This is a genomic window from Krasilnikovia sp. M28-CT-15 (assembly GCF_047159595.1).
In the GTDB taxonomy this organism is placed as follows: domain Bacteria; phylum Actinomycetota; class Actinomycetes; order Mycobacteriales; family Micromonosporaceae; genus Actinoplanes.
Map to the genome: position 1 here is coordinate 586,031 of NZ_BAAGAK010000001.1, position 20,991 is coordinate 607,021.

General features: G+C 71.6%; 19 protein-coding genes and 1 pseudogene. 11 read left to right on the top strand and 9 right to left on the bottom strand.

Features of this window, described 5'->3' with window-relative positions; all coding sequences use genetic code 11:
- The first annotated feature begins 228 nt into the window (after window positions 1-228).
- Both ACMCNO_RS02900 and ACMCNO_RS02905 read left to right on the top strand, forming a co-directional pair.
- The gene (locus ACMCNO_RS02900; RefSeq protein ID WP_412747867.1) at window positions 229-903 is read left to right on the top strand and encodes a hypothetical protein; all 675 of its coding nucleotides are present in this window, start codon (window positions 229-231) and stop codon (window positions 901-903) included.
- Between the two features lie 167 nt (window positions 904-1,070).
- On the top strand, window positions 1,071-1,430 hold the full coding sequence (locus tag ACMCNO_RS02905) for a helix-turn-helix domain-containing protein (protein WP_412747868.1): 360 nt from the start codon (window positions 1,071-1,073) through the stop codon (window positions 1,428-1,430).
- 96 nt (window positions 1,431-1,526) lie between these two features.
- Here the strand turns inward: ACMCNO_RS02905 and glpK (ACMCNO_RS02910) are convergent, their stop codons facing one another.
- Together glpK (ACMCNO_RS02910) and ACMCNO_RS02915 are read right to left on the bottom strand one after the other, a co-directional pair.
- On the bottom strand, window positions 1,527-3,047 hold the full coding sequence (glpK, locus tag ACMCNO_RS02910) for a glycerol kinase GlpK (RefSeq protein ID WP_412747869.1): 1,521 nt from the start codon (window positions 3,045-3,047) through the stop codon (window positions 1,527-1,529).
- A gap of 19 nt (window positions 3,048-3,066) precedes the next feature.
- On the bottom strand, window positions 3,067-3,834 hold the full coding sequence (locus ACMCNO_RS02915; RefSeq protein WP_412747870.1) for an IclR family transcriptional regulator: 768 nt from the start codon (window positions 3,832-3,834) through the stop codon (window positions 3,067-3,069).
- 148 nt (window positions 3,835-3,982) lie between these two features.
- Between ACMCNO_RS02915 and glpK (ACMCNO_RS02920) the strand changes: the two are divergent.
- The 3 genes and pseudogenes from glpK (ACMCNO_RS02920) (at window position 3,983) to ACMCNO_RS02930 (ending at window position 8,640) form a co-directional block, all read left to right on the top strand.
- A pseudogene (gene glpK / locus ACMCNO_RS02920) lies at window positions 3,983-5,501 on the top strand (glycerol kinase GlpK).
- Window positions 5,502-5,579: 78 nt separating this feature from the next.
- The gene (locus ACMCNO_RS02925) at window positions 5,580-7,292 is read left to right on the top strand and encodes a glycerol-3-phosphate dehydrogenase/oxidase (protein WP_412747871.1); all 1,713 of its coding nucleotides are present in this window, start codon (window positions 5,580-5,582) and stop codon (window positions 7,290-7,292) included.
- A 130-nt stretch (window positions 7,293-7,422) separates the two neighbouring features.
- A complete protein-coding gene (locus tag ACMCNO_RS02930; protein WP_412747872.1) occupies window positions 7,423-8,640 on the top strand; it encodes a globin domain-containing protein in 1,218 nt (405 codons plus the stop codon).
- Between the two features lie 60 nt (window positions 8,641-8,700).
- On the opposite strand, the gene ACMCNO_RS02935 is transcribed toward ACMCNO_RS02930, so the two are convergent.
- From ACMCNO_RS02935 to ACMCNO_RS02955, 5 genes are all read right to left on the bottom strand, one after another.
- Window positions 8,701-9,261, bottom strand: a complete 561-nt coding sequence (locus tag ACMCNO_RS02935; RefSeq protein ID WP_412747873.1) for a hypothetical protein — start codon at window positions 9,259-9,261, stop codon at window positions 8,701-8,703.
- Between the two features lie 21 nt (window positions 9,262-9,282).
- Complete coding sequence (locus tag ACMCNO_RS02940) at window positions 9,283-11,064, bottom strand: substrate-binding domain-containing protein (RefSeq protein WP_412747874.1); 1,782 nt, start codon at window positions 11,062-11,064, stop codon at window positions 9,283-9,285.
- Window positions 11,065-11,461: 397 nt separating this feature from the next.
- Entirely contained in the window at window positions 11,462-11,701 is a 240-nt protein-coding gene (locus ACMCNO_RS02945) for a hypothetical protein (RefSeq protein WP_412747875.1), read from the bottom strand.
- 104 nt (window positions 11,702-11,805) lie between these two features.
- The gene (locus ACMCNO_RS02950; RefSeq protein WP_412747876.1) at window positions 11,806-12,258 is read right to left on the bottom strand and encodes a GNAT family N-acetyltransferase; all 453 of its coding nucleotides are present in this window, start codon (window positions 12,256-12,258) and stop codon (window positions 11,806-11,808) included.
- A 35-nt stretch (window positions 12,259-12,293) separates the two neighbouring features.
- The gene (locus ACMCNO_RS02955; RefSeq protein WP_412747877.1) at window positions 12,294-13,478 is read right to left on the bottom strand and encodes a cytochrome P450 family protein; all 1,185 of its coding nucleotides are present in this window, start codon (window positions 13,476-13,478) and stop codon (window positions 12,294-12,296) included.
- Between the two features lie 413 nt (window positions 13,479-13,891).
- Between ACMCNO_RS02955 and ACMCNO_RS02960 the strand changes: the two genes are divergently transcribed.
- Together ACMCNO_RS02960 and ACMCNO_RS02965 are read left to right on the top strand one after the other, a co-directional pair.
- Entirely contained in the window at window positions 13,892-14,242 is a 351-nt protein-coding gene (locus tag ACMCNO_RS02960) for a histone-like nucleoid-structuring protein Lsr2 (protein ID WP_412747878.1), read from the top strand.
- 633 nt (window positions 14,243-14,875) lie between these two features.
- Window positions 14,876-15,379, top strand: coding sequence for a CAP domain-containing protein (locus tag ACMCNO_RS02965; protein WP_412747879.1), 504 nt, complete (start codon window positions 14,876-14,878; stop codon window positions 15,377-15,379).
- Between the two features lie 131 nt (window positions 15,380-15,510).
- On the opposite strand, the gene bluB is transcribed toward ACMCNO_RS02965, so the two are convergent.
- Entirely contained in the window at window positions 15,511-16,137 is a 627-nt protein-coding gene (gene bluB, locus ACMCNO_RS02970) for a 5,6-dimethylbenzimidazole synthase (protein ID WP_412747880.1), read from the bottom strand.
- 278 nt (window positions 16,138-16,415) lie between these two features.
- Between bluB and ACMCNO_RS02975 the strand changes: the two genes are divergently transcribed.
- Complete coding sequence (locus ACMCNO_RS02975; RefSeq protein WP_412747881.1) at window positions 16,416-17,114, top strand: hypothetical protein; 699 nt, start codon at window positions 16,416-16,418, stop codon at window positions 17,112-17,114.
- A 127-nt stretch (window positions 17,115-17,241) separates the two neighbouring features.
- Window positions 17,242-18,504, top strand: a complete 1,263-nt coding sequence (locus ACMCNO_RS02980; RefSeq protein ID WP_412747882.1) for an EAL domain-containing protein — start codon at window positions 17,242-17,244, stop codon at window positions 18,502-18,504.
- Window positions 18,505-18,589: 85 nt separating this feature from the next.
- Here the strand turns inward: ACMCNO_RS02980 and ACMCNO_RS02985 are convergent, their stop codons facing one another.
- Entirely contained in the window at window positions 18,590-19,384 is a 795-nt protein-coding gene (locus ACMCNO_RS02985; protein ID WP_412747883.1) for a L,D-transpeptidase family protein, read from the bottom strand.
- Between the two features lie 156 nt (window positions 19,385-19,540).
- Between ACMCNO_RS02985 and ACMCNO_RS02990 the strand changes: the two genes are divergently transcribed.
- Both ACMCNO_RS02990 and ACMCNO_RS02995 read left to right on the top strand, forming a co-directional pair.
- Entirely contained in the window at window positions 19,541-20,161 is a 621-nt protein-coding gene (locus tag ACMCNO_RS02990; protein ID WP_412747884.1) for a CGNR zinc finger domain-containing protein, read from the top strand.
- A gap of 55 nt (window positions 20,162-20,216) precedes the next feature.
- A complete protein-coding gene (locus tag ACMCNO_RS02995) occupies window positions 20,217-20,987 on the top strand; it encodes a zf-HC2 domain-containing protein (RefSeq protein ID WP_412747885.1) in 771 nt (256 codons plus the stop codon).
- Window positions 20,988-20,991: the final 4 nt, after the last annotated feature.

A 20,991-nucleotide genomic window follows, 5' to 3' on the forward strand; every position in this document is an offset into this window, starting at 1 on the left:
CATGTCGTGCGCTGGCACACCGCGATCGGGTCGGGGGTTACGGTTCGGCGCACGAGCGTCGGCCACCGATGGGTGCCGATCACCTGAGGGGTACGCGCGGGCCGAGAAAGTCCTGATGGGACGGATGCCCGAAGGGATCGCCGGTGTACGGCGGGACGAGACCCGCTACCGGCCGAACTGGCCGCCGCCGGAGGAGGCGAACGGGAACTGCTGCTGCGGGCCGAATCCTTGCTGGCCGGGGCCCTGCTGCCCGTAGCCTTGCTGGCCAAAGCCCTGCTGGCCGTAGCCCTGCTGGCCAGAACCCTGCTGGCCAGAACCCTGCTGGCCAGAACCCTGCTGGCCGTAGCCCTGCTGGCCAGAACCCTGCTGGCCGTAGCCCTGCTGGCCAAGACCCTGCTGGCCGTAGCCCTGCTGCTGGCCCTGACCCGGCTGAGTGCCGTACTGCTGGGTGAACTGCTGTTGCTGGCCGAACTGCTGCTGCTGTTGCGAACTCTGCTGCTGGATCAGCTGCTGTTGCACCAGTTGCTGTGCGACCTGCTGGGCGAGCTGGAGCACCCCGGAGTAGGTGAGCTGCTGGATGGCCTGCTGCGCTACCTGTTGCAGCTGGGGCTGCTGGGCGAGCACCTGCACCAGCGGGTGGGAGTGCGCCTGCTGCTGGATGAGAGTCATCTGCTCCAGCTGTTGGGTGAGGCCGGGCTGCTGCGCCAGCACGTGCAGAACCTGCTGGCGGATCAGCTGCAACGCGATGCGGTGCGCCAGTTGCTGCTGGGCGTGCTGCATCTGCTCCGGGCCGAACCGAGGTCCGCCCTGCTGTGGGCCGTACGCGTTGCCGTCGCCGCCCCAGCCGCCGGGCATCTGGCCCGGGTTGGCTGTCGGCATGGTCGGTGCGTACGTCATCGCTGACATCGTTCCTCCCAACGTCCGATCTTCCTGGACAGAACGTCCATCGATATCGGACGCTACGCGTGGTGGTAGAGAGGAACAAGGCTTAGATGGCTTTCGATACATTTGATATCTGCATGGGTAAAATGTGAAACCCTTCGGCGGCGATCACGACTACGGGGTGCTCGATGAACCCTCTACAACAGCTCATCCGTGACCGGATGGCGGAGCGGGGCTGGTCGTACGCCGACGTGGCGCGCCGGGGCGGCATCCCACGCTCGACGGTCCACCATCTCGCCACGGCCGACAACCTGCGCCGGCCGCCGCATCGCGCCACCCTGGAAGGGCTCGCCGAGGGCCTGACCGTGCCGGTGGGTGTGGTACGCGCGGCCGCGGCGTCCGCGGCCGGGCTCGCCGCCTGGCAGGAGTCCACACCCGACCCCGAACTCAAGCTGCTCGTCGCGGCACTGACCCGGCTCGACGCGACCGACCGGCGCCATGTGCTGGCCCTGGTCCAGTCACTGCTCAGCGTCGACCGCTCGAACTGACGCCGCGGGCGGGAGCCGGCCCGACGCCGATGAAGCATCGCGGGCATGCGCTCCGGGGAAGCCGTCCCGTGCCGCCCGCCGGGGCCAGCTGACCGGTCACGGTGCCTGTGCGGGGCGGGGCTTCTGCCAGTCGAACGTGCGTTGTACGGCGCGTTGCCAGTTGTCGTACTCCTCGGCGCGGCGGTCCGGGTCCATCCGGGGCAGCCATTGCGCGGCGCGGTGCCAGTGGTCGCTCAGCGCGTCGAGGTCCGGCCAGTAGCCGACCGCGAGACCGGCCGCGTACGCCGCGCCCAGCGAGACCGTCTCGGCCACCATGGGCCGGTCGACCGGCACGTCCAGCACGTCCGCGATGAACTGCATGAGCAGGTTGTCCGACGTCATGCCGCCGTCCACCTTGAGGCTGCGCAGGGCGAGGCCGGAGTCGGCGTTCATCGCGTCGACCACCTCGCGGGTCTGCCAGCCGGTCGCCTCCAGCACCGCCCGGGCCAGGTGGCCTTTGGTGATATACGACGTCAGTCCCACGATCACCCCGCGCGCCTCGCTGCGCCAGTGCGGGGCGAACAACCCGGAGAACGCGGGTACGATGTAGCAACCGCCGTTGTCCTGCACGGTCCGGGCGAGCGTCTCGATCTCCGGTGCGCTGCCGATCAGGCCGAGCCCGTCGCGGACCCACTGCACGAGCGAGCCGGTGACGGCGATCGGGCCCTCCAGCGCGTACACCGCGGGTTCGTCGCCGATCTGGTAGGCGACCGTACTGAGTAGACCGTGGGTGGATTCCACCACGTGGGTGCCGGTGTTGAGCAGCAGGAAGCCGCCGGTGCCGTACGTGCACTTCGCGTCGCCGGGCGCGAAGCAGGTCTGCCCGAACAGTGCGGCCTGCTGGTCGCCGAGCGCCGCCGCGATGGGTACGCCGGGCAGCACCGCCCGCGCCGGCCCGAACACCCGCACCGACGAGCGGATCTCCGGCAGCATCGAGGCGGGGATGCCGAAGAACGACAGCGCCCCGGAGTCCCACTGCAACGACCGGATGTCCATCAGCATGGTGCGGCTGGCGTTGGTGACGTCCGTGACGTGGATGCCGCCGTCCGTGCCACCGGTGAGGTTCCAGATCAGCCAGCTCTCCATGGTGCCCAGCAGCACCTCGCCGCGGTCCGCGCGGACACGCAGCCCGGGGGTGTGCTCCAGCAGCCAGTGCACCCGGGGCCCGGAGAAGTACGGCGCGAACGGCAACCCGCACCGCTGCCGGACCAGATCCGCGCCCGGTGCGGTGCCCAGCTCCTCGACCAGCCCGGCCGTACGGGTGTCCTGCCAGACGATCGCCCGGCCGATCGGGACGCCGGTGTGCCGGTCCCACAGCACGATGGTCTCGCGCTGGTTCGTGATGCCCATCGCCGCCACCTGATCGGCGGTGATCCCGGCCTGGCGCAACGCGCCGGGCACCAGGCGCCGCACGTGCTGCCAGATCTCCATGGCGTCGTGCTCGACCCAGCCGGATCTGGGGAAGAACTGGCGGTGTTCGCGCTGGACCACGGAGACCAGATGGCCGCGCTGGTCGAAGACGATGCACCGGGTGGACGTGGTGCCCTGGTCGATCGAGAGCACATAGCGTTCAGTCACGGCCGCTCCTGCCCGGTGCTCACCATCGTGCCCCGCCCAGGTCCCGGGAGACCGCGCGCGCGGCGTCACACACGTACGTGACCAGTTTGGGTTTCGGCCGCCCTCTGGTGTCGCAGATGCGCTCGACGGCGCCGGTGATTCCGATCGCACCGACGACGAGGCCGCCGTGCCCGCGGATGGGCGCGGCGACACCGGCCTGGCCGACGGTCGTCTCCTCCACGTCGAGGCCCCACCCGGCCTCGCGCAGCTCGGCCAGGGCGCGGGCCAGCGCCCGCCGGTCGACGATGGTGCGATGGGTGTACGGCTCCAGCTCGCCGCGTAGCAGTTGGGCCTCGGCGGCGGCGTCGAAGGCCAGCAGCACCTTGCCGAGTGCGCACGCGTGCGGGGGCAGCACCGTACCCATGTCGAGGGTCTGCAGGGTGTCGTCGGGCCGGAAGACATGGTGGACGACGAGGACCTCGCCGTCGAGCAGGGCCCCGACGCGGACCGCCTCGCCGCTGCGGGCGGCGAGGGGGTCGGCCCAGTTGATGGCGCGCGAGCGCAGTTCGTTGGCGTCCAGGTAACTGGTGTCCAGGTGCCGCAGGGCCGCGCCGAGGTGGTACTTGCCGGAGGTCTTGTCCTGCTCGACGAAGCGGACATGTTGCAGGGTCCGCAGGATGCCGTGGGCGGTGCCCTTGGGCAGGCCGAGGGAGCGTGCGATCTCGACCACACCGAGTTGTCCCTGCCCGCCCGCCAGCAGGCGCAGAATCGCGGCCGCACGCTCGATGGACTGGACATTTCCGGGCATCTCGCGATGCTAGCGGAGTCGTGATCGGCGGACAACGTTCGACAATGTCGAACCGCCTTCATTGACCGCCATATCGGCCCTTCCTAGCGTCGGAGTCCGGAACACCGGTGGCGCCGCCGGTTCGGACAACCCGCGAGGAGAGATCCGCATGGCTGACTTCGTCGGCGCCGTGGACCAGGGCACGACGAGCACCCGCTTCATGATCTTCGACCACGGGGGTCGGGAGGTGGGCCGTCACCAGCTCGAACACGAGCAGATCCTGCCGCGGGCCGGATGGGTCGAGCACAACCCGCTGGAGATCTGGGAACGCACCTGCTCGGTCATCCGCACCGCGATGCACGCCAGGGGACTGCGGGCCACCGATCTGGCCGCGCTCGGCGTCACGAACCAGCGCGAAACCACCGTGGTGTGGAACCGCCGCACCGGGATGCCGTACTACAACGCGATCGTGTGGCAGGACACGCGTACCGACCGCATCGCCGCGGCCCTGGAACGCGACGGCCGCGGCGAGGTCATCCGCCGCAAGGCCCGGTCTGCCGCCCGCGACCTACTTCTCGGCCGGGAAGATCCACTGGATCCTGGAGAACGTCGACGGCGTCCGCACGGCCGCCGAGGCCGGGGAAGCCGTGTTCGGCAACACCGACAGCTGGCTGCTGTGGAACCTCACCGGCGGGGTCGACTCCGGCGTGCACGTCACCGACGTCACCAACGCCAGCCGCACCATGCTGATGGACCTGGAAACGCTCGACTGGGACGACGAGCTGCTGTCCTTCTTCGACATCCCCCGGGCCATGCTCCCCGAGATCCGCCCCTCCTCCGACCCCGAGGGCTACGGCCACACCCTGACCGGTGGGCCGTTCGGCGGCGAGGTTGCTCTCACCGGCGACCTCGGCGACCAGCAGGCCGCCACGGTCGGGCAGGTCTGCTTCGGGGTCGGCCAGGTGAAGAACACCTACGGTACGGGCAACTTCATGCTCCTCAACACCGGCACCGAGGCGGTGCGCTCCCGCAGCGGGCTGCTCACCACGGTGTGCTACCAGTTCGGCACCGACAAACCCGTGTACGCCCTGGAAGGCTCCATCGCGGTCACCGGCTCCGCCGTGCAGTGGCTGCGCGACCAGCTCGGCATCATCAGCGGCGCGTCGGAGAGCGAGGCGCTGGCCCGCCAGGTCACCGACAGCGGCGGGGTGTACTTCGTCCCGGCGTTCTCCGGACTGTTCGCGCCGTACTGGCGATCGGACGCGCGCGGCGCCATCGTCGGGCTCTCCCGCTACAACACCAACGCGCACCTGGCCCGGGCGACGCTGGAATCCATCTGCTACCAGACCCGCGACGTCATCGAGGCGATGGCCCGCGACTCCGGCGTCACCCTCGACGTGCTGCGCGTCGACGGTGGCATCACCGCCAACGAACTCTGCATGCAACTTCAGGCCGACATCCTCGGCGTCACCGTCTCCAAGCCGGTCGTCGCCGAGACCACCGCACTGGGCGCCGCGTACGCGGCCGGCCTCGCGGTCGGCTTCTGGCGCGACACCGAGGAACTCGCCCAGAACTGGAACGAAGACAAGTGCTGGCAGCCCGAGTGGACCGAAGAGCAACGGGAGAAGGGCTACACCGGCTGGCACAAGGCGGTACGCCGCACGCTCGACTGGGTCGACGTCGACTGACCGCACCCGCCCGGCCGCCCACCCGGCAGGAGCCCCCTCGCGGACCGTCGCGTCCGAAGACCACGAAAGGAAACACCCATGCGTACCGGAACTTTGTCACCGCAACGCCGCGAAGCGGCGATGGCCGCGATGACCAGCGGTGAGGAACTCGACGTACTCGTCGTCGGCGGCGGGGTCGTCGGGGCCGGTGCGGCCCTGGACGCCGCGACCCGCGGCCTGTCCGTCGGCCTCCTCGAGGCCCGCGACTGGGCCAGCGGCACCTCCAGCCGGTCCAGCAAGCTCATCCACGGTGGACTGCGTTACCTGGAGATGCTCGACTTCGGGCTGGTCCGGGAGGCGCTGCGGGAACGCGGCCTGCTGGTGCAGAAGCTCGCCCCGCACCTGGTGCGCCCGGTCCCGTTCCTCTACCCCCTCGAACACCGCGGCTGGGAGCGCCTGTACGCAGGCGCCGGGGTCATGCTCTACGACACGATGGGCATCTCCAGCGGCCACGCCCGCGGTCTGCCCCGGCACCGGCATCTGAGCCGCCGCGCCGCCCTGCGCGAATGCCCGTCGCTGCGCCCCGAGTCGCTGATCGGCGGCATCCAGTACTACGACGCGCAGATGGACGACGCCCGGTTCACGATGTTCCTGGTACGCACCGCGGTCGCGTACGGGGCACACGCCGCCTCCCGGGCTCGCGTCGTCGGCTTCCTGCGCGACGGCGCCCGGGTCACCGGCGTGCGGGTGCAGGACCTGGAGAGCGACCGGATCGTCGAGATCCGCGCCAAGCAGGTCATCAACGCCACCGGCGTGTGGACCGACGACGTCCAGGACCTCGTCAGCGAGCGCAAGCCGTTCAACGTGCGGGCCTCCAAGGGCATCCACCTCGTCGTGCCGCGCGACCGCGTACAGTCCTCGACCGGTCTGATCCTGCGCACCGCGACCAGCGTGCTGTTCGTCATCCCGTGGGACCAGCACTGGATCATCGGCACCACGGACACCGACTGGGACCTCGACAAGGACCACCCCGCCGCGTCGAGCCGTGACGTCGACTACCTCCTCGAAGAGGTGAACAAGGTCCTCGTCACGCCGCTGACCCGCGACGACGTGCAGGGTGTCTACGCCGGGTTGCGCCCGCTGCTGTCCGGCGAGTCCGAGTTGACCGCCAAGCTGTCGCGCGAACACGCCGTCGTGACCCCGGTGCCCGGGCTGGTGGTCGTGGCGGGCGGCAAGTTCACCACGTACCGGGTGATGGCCGCCGACGCCGTGGACGCCGCCGTGCGCGGCCTGAACCGGACCGTGCCGCGTTGCTGCACCGACCAGGTCCCGCTCGTCGGCGCGGACGGTTACGTGGCGATGCGCAACCAGCGCAACGCGCTGGCCGCCGAGCTGGGACTGCACGTGTCCACCGTGGAGCATCTGCTGCGCCGCTACGGCACCGTCACCGACGAGGTGCTCACGCTCGTGCGCGAGGACCCGGGCCTGGGGCAGCCGCTCGAAGGCGCCGACTCCTACCTGCGTGCGGAGGTCGCATACGCGGCGCTGCACGAGGACGCGCGGCACCTGGAGGACGTGCTGACCCGGCGTACCCGGATCTCCATCGAGACCTTCGACCGGGGCACCACGGCGGCGCGGGCCGCCGCGGCCATCATGGCCGAGGTGCTCGGCTGGAGCCCGGAACAGCTCGACCGGGAGGTCGAGCACTACCTGCAGCGGGTCGAGGCGGAACGCGCCGCGCAGGAGCAGCCCGACGACGCGACCGCCGAACTGGCCCGGCTCGGCGCGCCCGAGCTACTCCTGACCAGCTGATTCGGGGCGGGACCGGGCCGGGCAACCGGCCCGGTCCGGTTCGGGGGGTTCTGTCGACTCAGGACTTTGGTCCCTCGATCGGCGAGTTACGCGCCCCTAACGTCGGGCTACACCGACCGCGAGGAGTGTTGTGCTCACGTCCACGTCAGCCGCCGTCGTCCGGGCCACCCTGCCCGCCGTCCGCGACCACGCCGAGGAGATCACCGGTACGTTCTACACCCGGATGTTCGCCGCGCATCCCCACCTGCTGAACCTGTTCAACCGGGGCAACCAGGCCACCGGCCGGCAGCGGCAGGCGCTGGCCGGGGCCGTCGTGGGGTACGCCGGGCACCTCCTCGGCGACGACCCGATGCCGTGGGAGCCGATCGCCGCCCGCATCGCGCACAAACACGCGTCGCTCGGCATCACGCCCGCGCAGTACCCGATCGTCGGACGGCACCTGATGGCCGCGGTGGGCGAGATTCTCGGCGACGCGGTCACCCCGGAGGTCGCCCGCGCCTGGGACGAGGTCTACTGGCTGTTCGCCTGCGAACTCGTCGCCCGCGAGGCGCGGCTCTACCACGCCGCCGGAGTGGACGACCCCGCCCGGGTCTGGCGCACCTGGGAGGTCGTCGACCGGACCGTGGAAACCGACGACGTCGTCTCGCTGACCCTCGCGCCGTCCGACGGGTCGGCTGCGGAGGAGTTCGTGCCGGGACAGTACGTCTCCGTCGCGGTGGACCTCGGCGGTGAGGCGGGCCGGCAGATCCGGCAGTACAGCCTCTCCGGGGCGCCCGGTCTGCCCACGTGGCAGATCACGGTCAAGCGGGTCGCCGGGACCGGGGGCAGCCCGGACGGCGTCGTCTCCACCTTCCTGCACGAGCGGGTCGGCGTGGGCGACCGGCTGCGGCTGAGCCCGCCGTTCGGCGACGTCAGCAGCGTCGGCGGGGCCGGCCCGCTGCTGCTGATCAGCGCGGGCATCGGAGTCACTCCGGCGATGTCCGCGTTGCAGGATCTCGCGCGTCGCGACCCGGACCGCGACGTCGTGCTCGTCCACGCCGACCGCACCGGCGACGCCCACCCGCTGCGCAGGCACCTGCCCGCCCTCAGTGCCGCCCTGCCCCGGCTGCGGATGGACCTGTGGTACGAGCACGGCACCGCCGACCGGGCCGTCGCCACCCGGGCCCGGGTCAACTCCGGCCGGGTCGATCCCGACCGCATCCCGCTGCCCGAGGGCGCCGACGTGCACCTCTGCGGGCCGTTGCCGTTCATGAGCCACGTCCGCGCCGGGCTGCTGCGCCGCGGCGTGCCCGGCGAGCGGATCGCGTACGAGGTCTTCGGTCCGGAACTGCTGTCCTCCCGGGGCTGAGGCGCAGCGTGCCCTGGTGACTGCCGCGAGGCGCGACCGGTCCCCCGTCCGGCGCGCGGTTCAGGCGCGGCGGGTCGCCTCCCGCGGGGGGATTCCGGCAGCGGTCAGCACGTGGTCGGTGACCGTGCCGGGGGCGTGGGTCGCGTCGATGGTCACCACGGCGCGGCCCCGCCACGCCGCGGTGAACTCCCGGAAGTACGTGTCACCGGCGTCCAGCGTCGCACCGGCCCGGCCGAAGTCGTTGCCGGAGTCGCGGTGGCGCAGCCGGTGCCGCATCGTGCCCAGGTCGATGTCGAGCAGGAACACCGCGTCGAAGCGGCCGGCCAGCTCGGCCGCGTTGGCCGCGTAGCCGCACAGCCACACCGCCGGGGCCGTGCCGCGGGTGGACTCCGCGGTGATGATCTCGTCCAGGCGGGCCGGATCCCAGGCCCACCGGTGCGCGGCCAGCCAGTCCGCGTCCGGTGCGGCGGGCCGCTCGACGCGGTGTCCGGCGGCGTCGATCCACCGGCACAGCCGCGCGTCGGCGTCGAGACTGACGGCCCGGTGGCCCCGCTCGCGGAGCGCCCGGACGAGCGTGGACTTGCCGGCGCCGGTCGCCCCGGTCACCAGATACACCCGCACCGGCCCACTGTCCCACACCCCTCAGCCGGGGGTGTGCGCGGCGAGGAACGCCTGGGCCATCGCCTCCGCCACGTCGGCCGGGTCGGTGGCCGCCACGGCCGTACCCCCGGTGGCTTTGGCCATCGCGGTCAGCGCGGCCATGTCCGCGTCCGGGCCGTAGCCCACCGCGATGACGGGTACGGGGCGGCGCGGGTCGCTGCCCGCCCGCAACCGCTCCAGGAAGACGGACTGCGCCATCGCGTACCGGGACTGTTCGTCCCTGCCGTCGGTGAGCACCACCACCGAGGTGACCGTGCCGGGCCTGGCCTGCGCCCGCATCGTGGCCTGGCCGTCCAGCACGGCCTGGTACAGCGGCGTGCCCGCATCGGCCTGCGGGCGGTATCCGGCGATGCCCGCGCCGAGGATGTCGCGCCGGGTCCTGCTGCCGACCGTGCCGGTGATGGGGCCGAGCGGCACGATCTCCTGGTGCGCCGGGCTTGCCGCCGTCGGGGTGCCGAACAGCCACAGGCCGATCGCGGTGTCCTCGCCGAACAGTCGGCTGGCGCTGAGCCCGGTCTCCCGCAGCAGCGCGGCCTTCGTGGTGCTCCGCCCGGCCTTGTCTGTGATTCTCTGGTTCATCGACCCGGACCCGTCGAGCATCACCAGCACCTGGAACTTCAGCGTCGTGTACTGCGCCCACTGCAACGCCGGACCGAGCAGGCCGTCCGCCGCGTCCGGAAGTGGCAGCGCATGCGGGGTGGCAGCCACCCGGAACCCGGCCGCCGTGAGCGCCTGCGACGTGATCGCCGCGCGCAGCCGCGCGGCCAGGTCCCGGTGCGCGGTGGACGCCGACACCGCGTACGGGTAGTCCGCCTCCACGACGCCGTCGGCCGGGACCGCCGCGGTCAGCTGCACCGCGTGCGCGCCCTGCCGGTTGGCGATCAGCTGCTGTTCGGTCATCGGCATCACGCCGATGTCGGCGATGGCACCGGTTGCCGCCTGGCGCAGCAGTGTGGCCGGGTCGGCGGCGGCATCCGTGAGGCGGCTGCGCAGGGTCAGCGCGCGCAACTGGGCGATCCCCGGGTCCGTCGTGGTGCGGGCCATCGCCCGGTGCACCGCGTACACGGAGAGGATGCCGGTGGTGTCGTGCAGCGCGTCCGGCATGGAGACCCGCGGGATCCGGCGCTCGGCGACCCCGTCGACCAGGGCCGCCCAGGACGCGTGCCCCCGTACGGTGAACTGCCGGGCCGTGGCCGCGGACGCGGCCAGGACGATCGGCGAACGGGCCAGCGGCGCGCCCGTGACGGTGTACCGGGTGCCGTCCGCGGCGGCGATGCGCAGCCAGGCGCTGCTCGACGGGATCCACACGTCGGGTTTGCGCGCCGCGGCCTGGGTGACCGCGGGGGTCTCGGCGGAGACCGTGATCGGACCGCAGTCCGCGCCACCCGGGTTGATCGTGCGGGCGGCGGCCCGGATCACCGGGGCGATCTCGGCGGCCGCGGCCACCCGCAGCGCGGCGTCCGGGCAGGGCAGCGCGACCGGGGCGATCCCCGTTCCGGCCGCCGGTGCGGTGTCGCCGCGCACCCAGCTCACCACGCCGCCGACGGTCGCCACCAGCAGCACGGCGACGGTTCCCACGAAGATCCGGCGCCGGACCACCACGGGGGACAGCCGCCGGGTCCGGCCGCGGCGCTGCCGCCGCAGATGGACGAGTACGGCCGCCAGCACCAGCAGAACGGGCACCGCGCCGCCGACGGAGAACCAGAACGCGCCCACGAACACATCGCTGTCGGCGTCCGGCCACGTCGCGATCACGGTCGCCATCTGCTGATTCCCGTCTTCGTCCGGATTCAGGGCGCGAGCGGTCCCGATGGATCGTGGCGTTCGCGCGTCTGCGAAGTGGACCGTGGCGCACGCGGAACCTAGCAGAGCCGATCACTGATTCGGGTGAGATATGCCGTCGATCGTGAGAAATGCGATACCCATTGTGGAATTCACCTCGTCGCCGGGACAGGCGCGTTTCCGGGTGGCCGCAGAATCGCCGCCAGCCGCCGCAACACATCGTGACAGCGCGATTTCACTGCGCCCGAGGGTGCGCACTGCTCCGGAAGGGCATCCACAATCGCGGCGCGATGCCCGGGCGTCACCAACCCGGTGACCGGCTCCGGCGGATGCTGCTCGGCACGGTCGACGACGCTGGCCCGCGCGGTTGCGGAGGGCCTCAGGCGGGTGGACTGTCGGCGATGGTGCCGGTGGCCACCTCGACCGCCGGCGGCGCCGGGTCGGTGCCGTGCCCCGCCATCTCGGCCTGGGTGTCGCCGTAGGTGGTGCTTCCCAGCAGTGCTGCGGTAGCCACCGCCAGCAGCACCGCGCGCTTACGCCGGGCGGCCGCCCGAACGGCCGCGCGTGCCGGCACCGGTAGCAGTGCGCGTCCGATGCCGTCCCCCGTTGACGGACTCATCCGCTGCCTCCCCGTGAGCGTGACGGATCATCTACGGGCGACAGTACGTACCTGCGCGCGGGCGCACCGTATCGGGCGCCACGCTGTGATCGAGGCAACCAGGGCTACCGCCCCAGAACGGCGTCGCGGGTGGGGCGACGGTCGATCTCCATGAAGCGATGCGGACCTTCCACGGCGGCGAAACCGGATCGCCGATAGACCTCGTGGGCGTCCTTGGTGGCGAGAAGGAAACGGTCCACGCCGTGGGCGGCCAGATCCTCGATGATGCTGTCGATCAGCCATCCACCGAGCCCGCGGGCGCGGTGGTCGCTGTCGACAAAGACATCACATATCCACGCGAAGGTGGCGTTGTCGGTCACCACCCGGGCGAACGCGACCTGGTCACCGCCGCTGAAGACCGAGTACGGCATCGAGCCGTCGATCGAGCGGGCCACCACCTCGCGTGCCCGCCCGGCCGCCCAGTACGACTCCTCGCCGAGCCACCGGTGGACGCGGCCGAGATCGACCCGGGAAGCATCGCTGGTCAAGACATAGCCGTCGCGTGAACGATCCACCATGCAACCTCCTCAAGACTTTCGGATGGCGTCACCGCTCACGCGAGCAGGACCGGCAGGGAGGCCAGACCCCGGGTGCGGAACGACGGCCGCCACCGTAGCTCGTCGGCGGGCACGGCGAGCCGCAGTGCGGGGAAGCGGCGGACCACCGTGCCGATGGCCACCTCCAACTCCGTGCGGGCCAGCGACGCGGCCAGGCAGAAATGGATGCCGTGCCCGAACGTCAGATGGTTGCCCGAGCGCTGCGGATCGACGGTGTCCGGGCCGGGGAACTCGGCCGGGTCACGGTTGGCGGCGGCCACTGCCAGCAGCACCGTCTCGCCGCGCGGGACCGGGACCCCGCCGATCGTCAGATCCTCGATCGGGAATCGCCGTAGGACCACGGGCGAGGGTGGCTCGAACCGCAGCAGCTCCTCGATGGTCGCGGACAACCGTGCCGGGTCGGCGCGGACCTCGTCCAGGACGTCAGGGTGACGCAGCAGGGTCAGCACGCCGGTGCCGATGGCGTGCACCGTGTTCTCGTATCCGGCCAGGAGCAGGAGGAACGCCAGCGAGGTCAGCTCGTCCTCGCTGAGCCGGTCACCACCGTCGCGGACGGCGATCAGCGCGGACAGCAGGTCGTCGTCCGGTTCGGCGCGCTTGGCCGCGAGCAGCTCCGCCAGATAGGCGTGGATCGCGCCGACCGCACGGGCCGCGGCGGCGCGGTCGTGCGCGGGTGGCGTCATCATGGTGTCCGTCCAGGACCGGAAGTCCTCCCGGTCCGCTGCGGGAACCCCGAGCAGGTCACAGATGACGGCCACCGGCAGCGGGCCGGCGTAGTCCCGGACCAGGTCGGCCTGGCCGCGCGCCGCGGCCGCGTCGAGCAACGCGTCGGCGCTGAGCTGGATCCGGGGACGCAGGTCATCCATCCGGCGCGGAGTGAACGCCTGGGACACCAGGCGCCGGACCCGGGTGTGATCCGGCGGGTCCATGTTGCCCAGATTGGCGTCCAATGCGGACGGCAGGGAGAAGCCCTTCCAGGTGCCGTCACCGTTGCGCTTGTCCAGGGACAGCCGCTGGTCGGCCAGCGCAGCGCGGACATCCGCATACCGGGTCACGAGCCAGACCGGGGAGCCGTCCGGCAGCTGCACGCGGCAGACCGGGGCCTGCTGTCTGAGCTGCTCATACATCGGGTACGGATTGCGGAAGAAGTCTTCGCTGACCGGCAGTGCCGCCGCCGTCATCCCGCCACACACCCCCACATGTCCGGCCCCCCCATGGGTTCGGCGCTGTGACATATGAAAGGCCGGGCATCCACGGGGGAAGATGCCCGGCCTCCCGCATATGGAATCACACCCGGTACCGGTCCCGCTACCCGGGTCCCGGGGTTGTTTCCGGGCCGGTCCTCGTGGCCGCCTCGGCGGCGGGGCCCGGCCGGTGACCCCGGCTGGTTCGGAATGACGGTGCGATTTCCAAGCCCGGTGTGGCGGGAACTCGCCGGGATTGGCGACGTACCGGCTCGTGACCGCAATGCGTACGAAATAGAAATCGGACGGTCGACGGGCCCTGTGGGCCAGTGTGCGACGGTTACCGCTAAGGTGCCTGCAATAGGTTTCTTCCCCAGCATGTAACGCCTGTCCGGTGGAGTGATAAGAGTATGGCTAAGCAGATTGTTACCGTTTTGACCGATGACCTCGATGGTGGCGAGGCGGACCGTACGGTGGAGTTCGCGCTGGATGGCGTGAACTACACCATCGATTTGTCGGACCGGAACACGGGGAAGCTGCGCAAGGCGCTCGAGCCGTATATCTCGGCGGGCACGCGGGTGGGTCGCAGCCAGATCGACAACCGTGGCCGCGGCCGCCGCGGCGCCGCGGTGCCGGCCAGCCGGTCCAGTCGCGAACAGAACCAGGCGATCCGGGAGTGGGCTGCCAAGAACGGTTACGAGGTGTCCGACCGCGGCCGTATCCCGACCTCGGTGGTGGACGCGTTCAACAGCCAGCGGTGAACCGGGCACCCGCCGATGCGCGGGTGCAACACACGGCAAAGGCGGGACCCCAGGCCATGATCGGCCTGGGTTCCCGCCTTTGCCGTGTGCGCGATTTTCCGCGTTATGACGCTATTGATGCTGCTCGAACCTGGGGCAGCGGCGGGCTTGCGCAAGACCCCGCGCCGGGTCCCGAAATCGTGCAGGTAAGCCGACCGGCTCTCGGCCGAACAGCCTCATGTACGCCGGTTAGGAGGCGGGGATAACGCGACGATCGACCGGCCCTCGAACGGGTGAAGGCTGCCGCCTTCGGAGAGTTCTGGCCAGGTGCTGACCCGGACTCTTCAAGATCTGTCCGCCGCCCGAGGGGCTGCCGCACCGCCCGGTGCTGTCGCGCCACCTCGTGCTCTCGCGCCGCCCGGGGTGGTCGCGTCGCCGCAAAGGCGGGGCTGGCGCTCGGTGGCCGCTTGTGATCGTGGCTGGGTGGCCGTCTGGGTGGGTGTTTGAGGGCCGGTTCGTGGTGCCGGCTGGCTGAAAGTATGAGCTGCAACCGGTAGGCAACTCGCGCGGACCCGGGTGCGCACCGTACGACCCCGAATCTTCTTCATGTGACCGGCTGACAGGGCCGGGCCAGATGACCGGGGGAGATGGACTGTGGGTCGCAAGACGGTGCGCAAGGTTGTGACGACGGTGGGTGTGCTGCTGGCTTCCGCGGGTGCTTCGGTGGCCGCCCTGTCGGTGAGCACGGCGCCGGCGCAGGCTGCCGGGGTGGCGCCGGTGACGTTGCAGTCGCAGCTGGTGTCGTTGACCAACAGCACCCGGGTCCGGGCGGGGTGTAAGCCGATCCGGGTGGACGCCCGTCTGCTGGCCGCGTCGCGGGGGCACAGCGCGTACCAGGCGCGGACCCGGAAGATGTCGCACATCGGGGCGAACGGGTCGACGTTCGTGACCCGGGCCCGCGCGGCCGGGTACGCGTACCCGCAGAGTGAGAACGTGGCGTACGGCTACGCGACCGCGTCGGCCACGATGAGGGCGTGGATGGCCAGCCCCGGTCACCGGGCGAACATTGTGAACTGCAAGGCGAAGTCGATGGCCGTGGGTGTGGTGTACGCCAGCAACGGCGTCCCGTACTACACCCAGATGTTCGGCTGGACCTGATCCCCCACCAGCTCCCACAAACCCTGAAACGGCCTGGCCGGCACGCGACAACGCGCGCCGGCCAGGCCGCTTTCGTGGGCTCGGGAAAACCGTTCCACCACGCTTCGGGGACGGTGCGGTGCGTCCAGGTGTCAGTTGTCCCATCGGTCGTGATGGACGGCGTCCTGCCAAGGGCGACGCTGCCGCCAGCCGTGACGTTCCAGGTCGGGTACCCGTTCCAGGTGGGTGACCGGGCCGAGGCACAGCCAGGCCACGGGCCGGATGCGGGCGGGGATCTCGAGCAGCTTCTGCACGAACGGCTCGCGGTAGAACGACACCCAGCCCACCCCGAGCCGCTCGGCGGTCGCCGCCAACCACAGGTTCTGAATCGCCAGGCACACCGAGTACAGGCCCGCGTCGGCGATGGCGTGGCGCCCCAGCACGGCCGGGCTGCCGCGCTCCGGGTCGTACGTGACCACGATCGACATCGTGGACTCCAACACCCCGTCGATCTTGATCCGGGAGAACCGGTCCGCCTGCTCCCCGGTCAGCCCGGCCGCGAAGACGTCGCGCTCCTGCCGTACGTGACCGTGAAACGCCTCCCGGAGCCCGCGGTCGCGCACCAGGACGAAGTCCCACGGCTGCGACAACCCGACACTGGGCGCCGCATGCGCGGCGGCCAGGACCCGGTCGAGCGTCTCGGCCGGGATCGGGGCGCCGGTGAACTCACCGCGTACGTCGCGGCGCTGGTGGATGACGTCGTACAGCTGGCCGGTCATCGGCATTCTCCCAAGGTCGTCTCGCCCCTGAGCGCGGCTCGGGGCATCGAGGTTCAGCCCATGATTGCCGTGCCGACCTGCCGGCGATGGATGGGCCGAGGCGCGGTCGGACAACGTCGCGTCGCGGCTCGGGGTTCAGGCCGCACAGGACCGCCGTCATGGGTGGCACCGATTCACTGCATTGCGTACGTACGGCAGGCCCGGTGGGCCGTTCGGCCCTGGGGTGCGGCTGGGCGGCGGCGCCACGGTTGACTCGTACCCCGTGGGAGGTGGTTGTCGTGCGGGCGCGGACCGGCGGTGGCCTGGCCGTGGCGGCGAGCCTGGGGTATGGCGCGCTCTATCTGGCCGGGCGCCGGGCCGGATCGACGGCGGCCGAGCGCGCGGCCCGCCTGCCCGGCGACGACGTGGTGTCCCGCTCCACGATGGTGACCGACCACGCCGTCACGGTCGGCGCGTCGCCGGTGCAGGTGTGGCCGTGGCTGGCGCAGCTGGGCTGGCGCCTGGGCGGCTACTACACGCCCCGCTGGGTGGATCGTCTGTTGTTCCCGGCGAACTGGCCCAGCCTGGATCGCCTCGACCCGCTGCTGGTGCGCGATCTTGCCGTCGGTGACGTGATTCCGGACGGCCCGCCCGGCACGGCGTGGTACGTCGTCGCCGAGGTGGAGCGCCCCCACACGCTGGTGTTGCATTCCACGACCCACGTGCCGCCGGGGTGGCGGCGGCGTGGCGCGATGATCGACTGGACCTGGACGTTCCGGCTGACCGCGCTGCCGGACGGGCGTACCCGGCTGCATCTGCGGGTGCGTGGCCGGACCGCCCCGTGGTGGCTGACCTGGGGCTACCACGCGGTGCTCGTCCCGGCGGACTGGGTCATGGCCACCGGGATGCTGCGCGGGGTGCGGCGCCGGGTCGAGGCCGCGCCCGCGCCGGGGCCGTCCGGGCGGCGCCCGTTCGCGGAGGCAGGCCGCGCCGGCTGACGCGGGTTGTGAGCCAGCCCTCAACTCTGCGATACGTCTGCCGATACAGAGCGCGACCATCTCGGAGGTAGCCACGCATGCTCAGGTCCCTTGTCCGTGTCCCGGCGCAGCCGGCCTCGAGGCCCCGATGCTGACGCATCCGGGGCCGGGGGAGTTCACGGCGCAGCGGGAGCGGACCGCGGAGACCCGGCAGGTCGGGGAGCTGTTGCGTACGGCCCGGCAGGCGCTCGGGCTCAGCATCGCCTTCCTGAGCCGGATGGACGGCACTCACCAGCACATCGAGATCCTGGACTCGGCCACTCCCGTGACGGGGCGGCGCATGACCAACCCGGTGGAGATGACGTTCTGCCAGGCGATCATGGACGGCCGGCTGCCGCCGGTGATTCCGGACATGACGGCGTACCCGGAGGCGATGGAGATGCCGGGCGCCCGCGTGGCGCACATCCGCAGCTTCGTGTCGGTGCCCGTGAAGCTCAGCGACGGGTCCGTGTACGGCACGTTCTGCGCCGCCGGGCTCGCGCCCGACGACCGTCTCAGCGCCCGCGACCTGGCGCTGATGGAGGTGCTGGCCCAGGCCGCGTCGGTGATCATCGAGCCGGGCCTGCGCCAGCAGGAGCGCCTCTCCGAGATCGAACGGCGGATCGGGCCGGTGATCGCCGACGGCGGCCCGACCGTACTGTTGCAGCCCATCGTCGATCTGGTCACCCGGCGGCGGACCGGCGCGGAGGCGCTGAGCCGCTTCCCGAAGGAATGGCAGCAGCCGCCGGACGCGTGCTTCGCGGAGGCCAGCGCGATCGGCGAGCGGCACCGGCTCGAACTGCTGGCGTTGCGGCGGGCGGCCGACCACCTGGCCCACGTCTCCGGGTACGTGTCGATGAACGTCTCCCCGTCGACGCTGCTCACCCGCGAGTGCACGGACTTCCTGGACCGGCTGCCGCTGGGCCGGGTGGTGCTGGAACTCTCCGAGCATGATCCGGTGGAGGACTACGACGCGCTCAAGGCCGCCCTCGGGCCGCTGCGGGCGCGCGGCATGCGGCTGGCCATCGACGATGTCGGGGCGGGGTTCTCCTCCCTGCGGCACATCGTGATCACGGCGCCCGACGTCATCAAGCTGGACCGCAGCATGATCGCCGGGATCTCCGGGGACACGGTGCTGGGCGTGGTCGCGAACGCCCTGGTGGACCTGGCCGGGGTCACCGGGGCGCAGCTGGTCGCCGAGGGGATCGAGACCGAGGCGGACGCCAGGACCCTCGAGGAACTGGGCGTCGACCTGGGGCAGGGCTGGCACTTCGGCGCGGCGACCACGGTGAGCGACCTGCGCGACTACTACCCCGGTGGGGACCGGCAGTTCCCGGTGGGCGTCACCGGCAGCGCGGGAGCCGCCGCCTAGGAGTCAGGCCCGCCCGGCATGGGTCGGGGTGACCGCGCGATGCGACTCAGCGATTCTGAGCCGGGCCGGCGGTATCCGTGGGCGCTTAGTACACCCACACCTTGGTCTTGGGCGGCAGTTGGTTGCTCGACCAGAGCCAGTCCATCGCCGGGATGCCGAGCCGGGCGCAGCCGTGCGACGCCGGATAGGGCGGGATGCTGTACGCCCCGTGCACCGCGATGCCGCCGTTGAAGTACTTCGGCCGGTACAGCGGGCCGAGCGGGCCGTGCCGCCAGCCGTCGATCTGCCGGTACACCTTGAACTTCCCGCTCGGGGTGTGCGCCAGGTAGGTGTGTTCCTTGTACTCGTACGTCTGGTTGGAGCCGGTCGAGGTGTTGAGGATCCCGGTGACCGTGCCGTCCTGGACGACCAGCAGCAGCTGCTTCTTCTTGTCGATCTCGATGAGGCGCCCGGTCGTGCTGCGGGCGGTCGGCCGGACGCCGCGCTCCAGCGCCTTGGCGGTCTTGGGCCCGACGACGCCGTCACGGCCCAGGCCCGCGGCCTTCTGCAGCGCGAACACCGCCTGCTGGGTGGTGCCGCCGAACGTGCCGTCCGCCTTCGTGCCGTTCCAGTAGCCCAGCTCGGTGAGCCGCTTCTGCAGCGCCACCACCTCGGGGCCCTTGTCGCCGCGGCGCAGCTTGCCGATCGGCTTGGCCGGCGTCGACACCGACACGGACGCGGCCGGGCTGGGCGTGGGAGGTGCGCTCGTCGTGGGCGTGGCCACCGACACCGACGGTACGGGGGCCGGGGCCGCCGCGGTGCCACCGCTGTTGTCGCAGGCGGTCGCGAACGTGAGCGTCACGGCGGCGGCCGCCGTGGACGTGAGAATCCTCCACACCATGATCCGAGGCTACCTGGCGTACACCATCCGCGGACTTGATCAGTCAGACATCAGCGCGGATCGCGCTCCCATATCGAATTCCGTCGTACTCGACATTTGGGTTGTCCCGGGTCCCGCCCTTCGAAGGTGGGTAAAAGAATCAAGTAGGCTTCGGTTATGTCATGGAAGGCCAGCGCCCGGCACGGCGTGCGCGAGGCGCCCGCCGGTCTCGCCCTGCTGCAGGACCTGCTGAACACCCGGGCCACCATGTCCTGCGGCCCGGACCTGCTGGCCTCGGCGGACGATGCCCAGCGCTGGCTCACCGAGGCCGTCGCCACCTGGTCGCGGGTCGCCAGTCTGCCCGCCCCCGTCCTGCTGCTCTCATCGACGGATCTGCGCTCGCTGCGCCGCCTGCGCAGCACGTTCGAAGGGGTCGTGCTGGCGGGGCGCCATGCGGTCGAGCCCGACGGCGCACTGCCGCCCGCCGACGTGCCGGTCAGCCTGGTGCCCGACGCGGACGGCTGGGTGCGCATGGTGCCCGCCGGCCGGGGCACCCGGTGGCTGGCCTCCGCGCTGTGGGCCGAGGCGCTGCTGGCCCAGCAGGCCGGGCTGTGGCCCCGGCTCAAGCTGTGCCACAACGTCGACTGCCGGGTCGCCTTCTTCGACACCTCCCGCAACAACAGCGGCGTCTGGCACGACGTCAGCACGTGCGGCAACACCGCCAACCTGCGGGCCTTCCGGGAGCGCAAGCGGCTGCTCGGCGAGAGCGGCGGCCAGCTGCCCCGCCCCGACCGGTAGCCCCCCGTCGCGAACCGCCGGGAACCATCCGGCCGCCGGCGGCGACTATCAGGGCATGGCGTGTGAACGGTGGCGCGAGATGCTCTCCGCACAGCTGGACGGCGAGGACGATCCAGCCGATCGCCCGCGGGTCGACGAACACCTGGCCGGCTGCGCAGGCTGCCGCGGCTGGCTGGACTCCGCCGCCGCGGTCAACCGGCTCACCCGTACGGGCGCGGCGGTCGATGTGCCCGATCTGAGCGCGGCGATCCTGGCGGCGGTGCCCCCGCCCGCGCCGGCCTCCCGGTTCAACCGGGCCGCCCTGCTGTACGTCGCACTCGCGGCGGTCGGCGCGGTGCAGCTCATCCTCGGCCTCGCCCAGATCGGCGGCGGCATCGGCGCGGACCACGTCCACGCCGGGGCCGACGCGACGCCGGGCCACCTGTGGCACGAGTCGGCTGCCTGGAACGCGGCCGTGGGCGCCGGGTATCTGTTCATCGCACTGCGCCGGTCACGTCCCACCGGGCTGGTGCCGATGCTCACCGCGTTCGTCGGCATGCTGTTGCTGTTGTCGGTCAACGACCTGAGCGGCGGCCGGGTCGACGCCACCCGGCTGGTCAGCCACGGCTTCGTCATCCTCGGGTACCTGCTGGTCGTGGGGCTGTCGCGGATCCCCGCGCCGGTGGGTCCGCCCGGCGCGCGGGCCGGGGGCGGCGTCTCGGGCTGGCGGGCCCGCTTCGAGCCCGACGACGACGCGGCGGCGCCCGCCGCCCGGCCGGGGCTGCGGTTGGTGCCCCGCCCACCCGGCCCGCTCACCGCCACCGCGACGCGGCGCCCCGCGGCCTGACGGC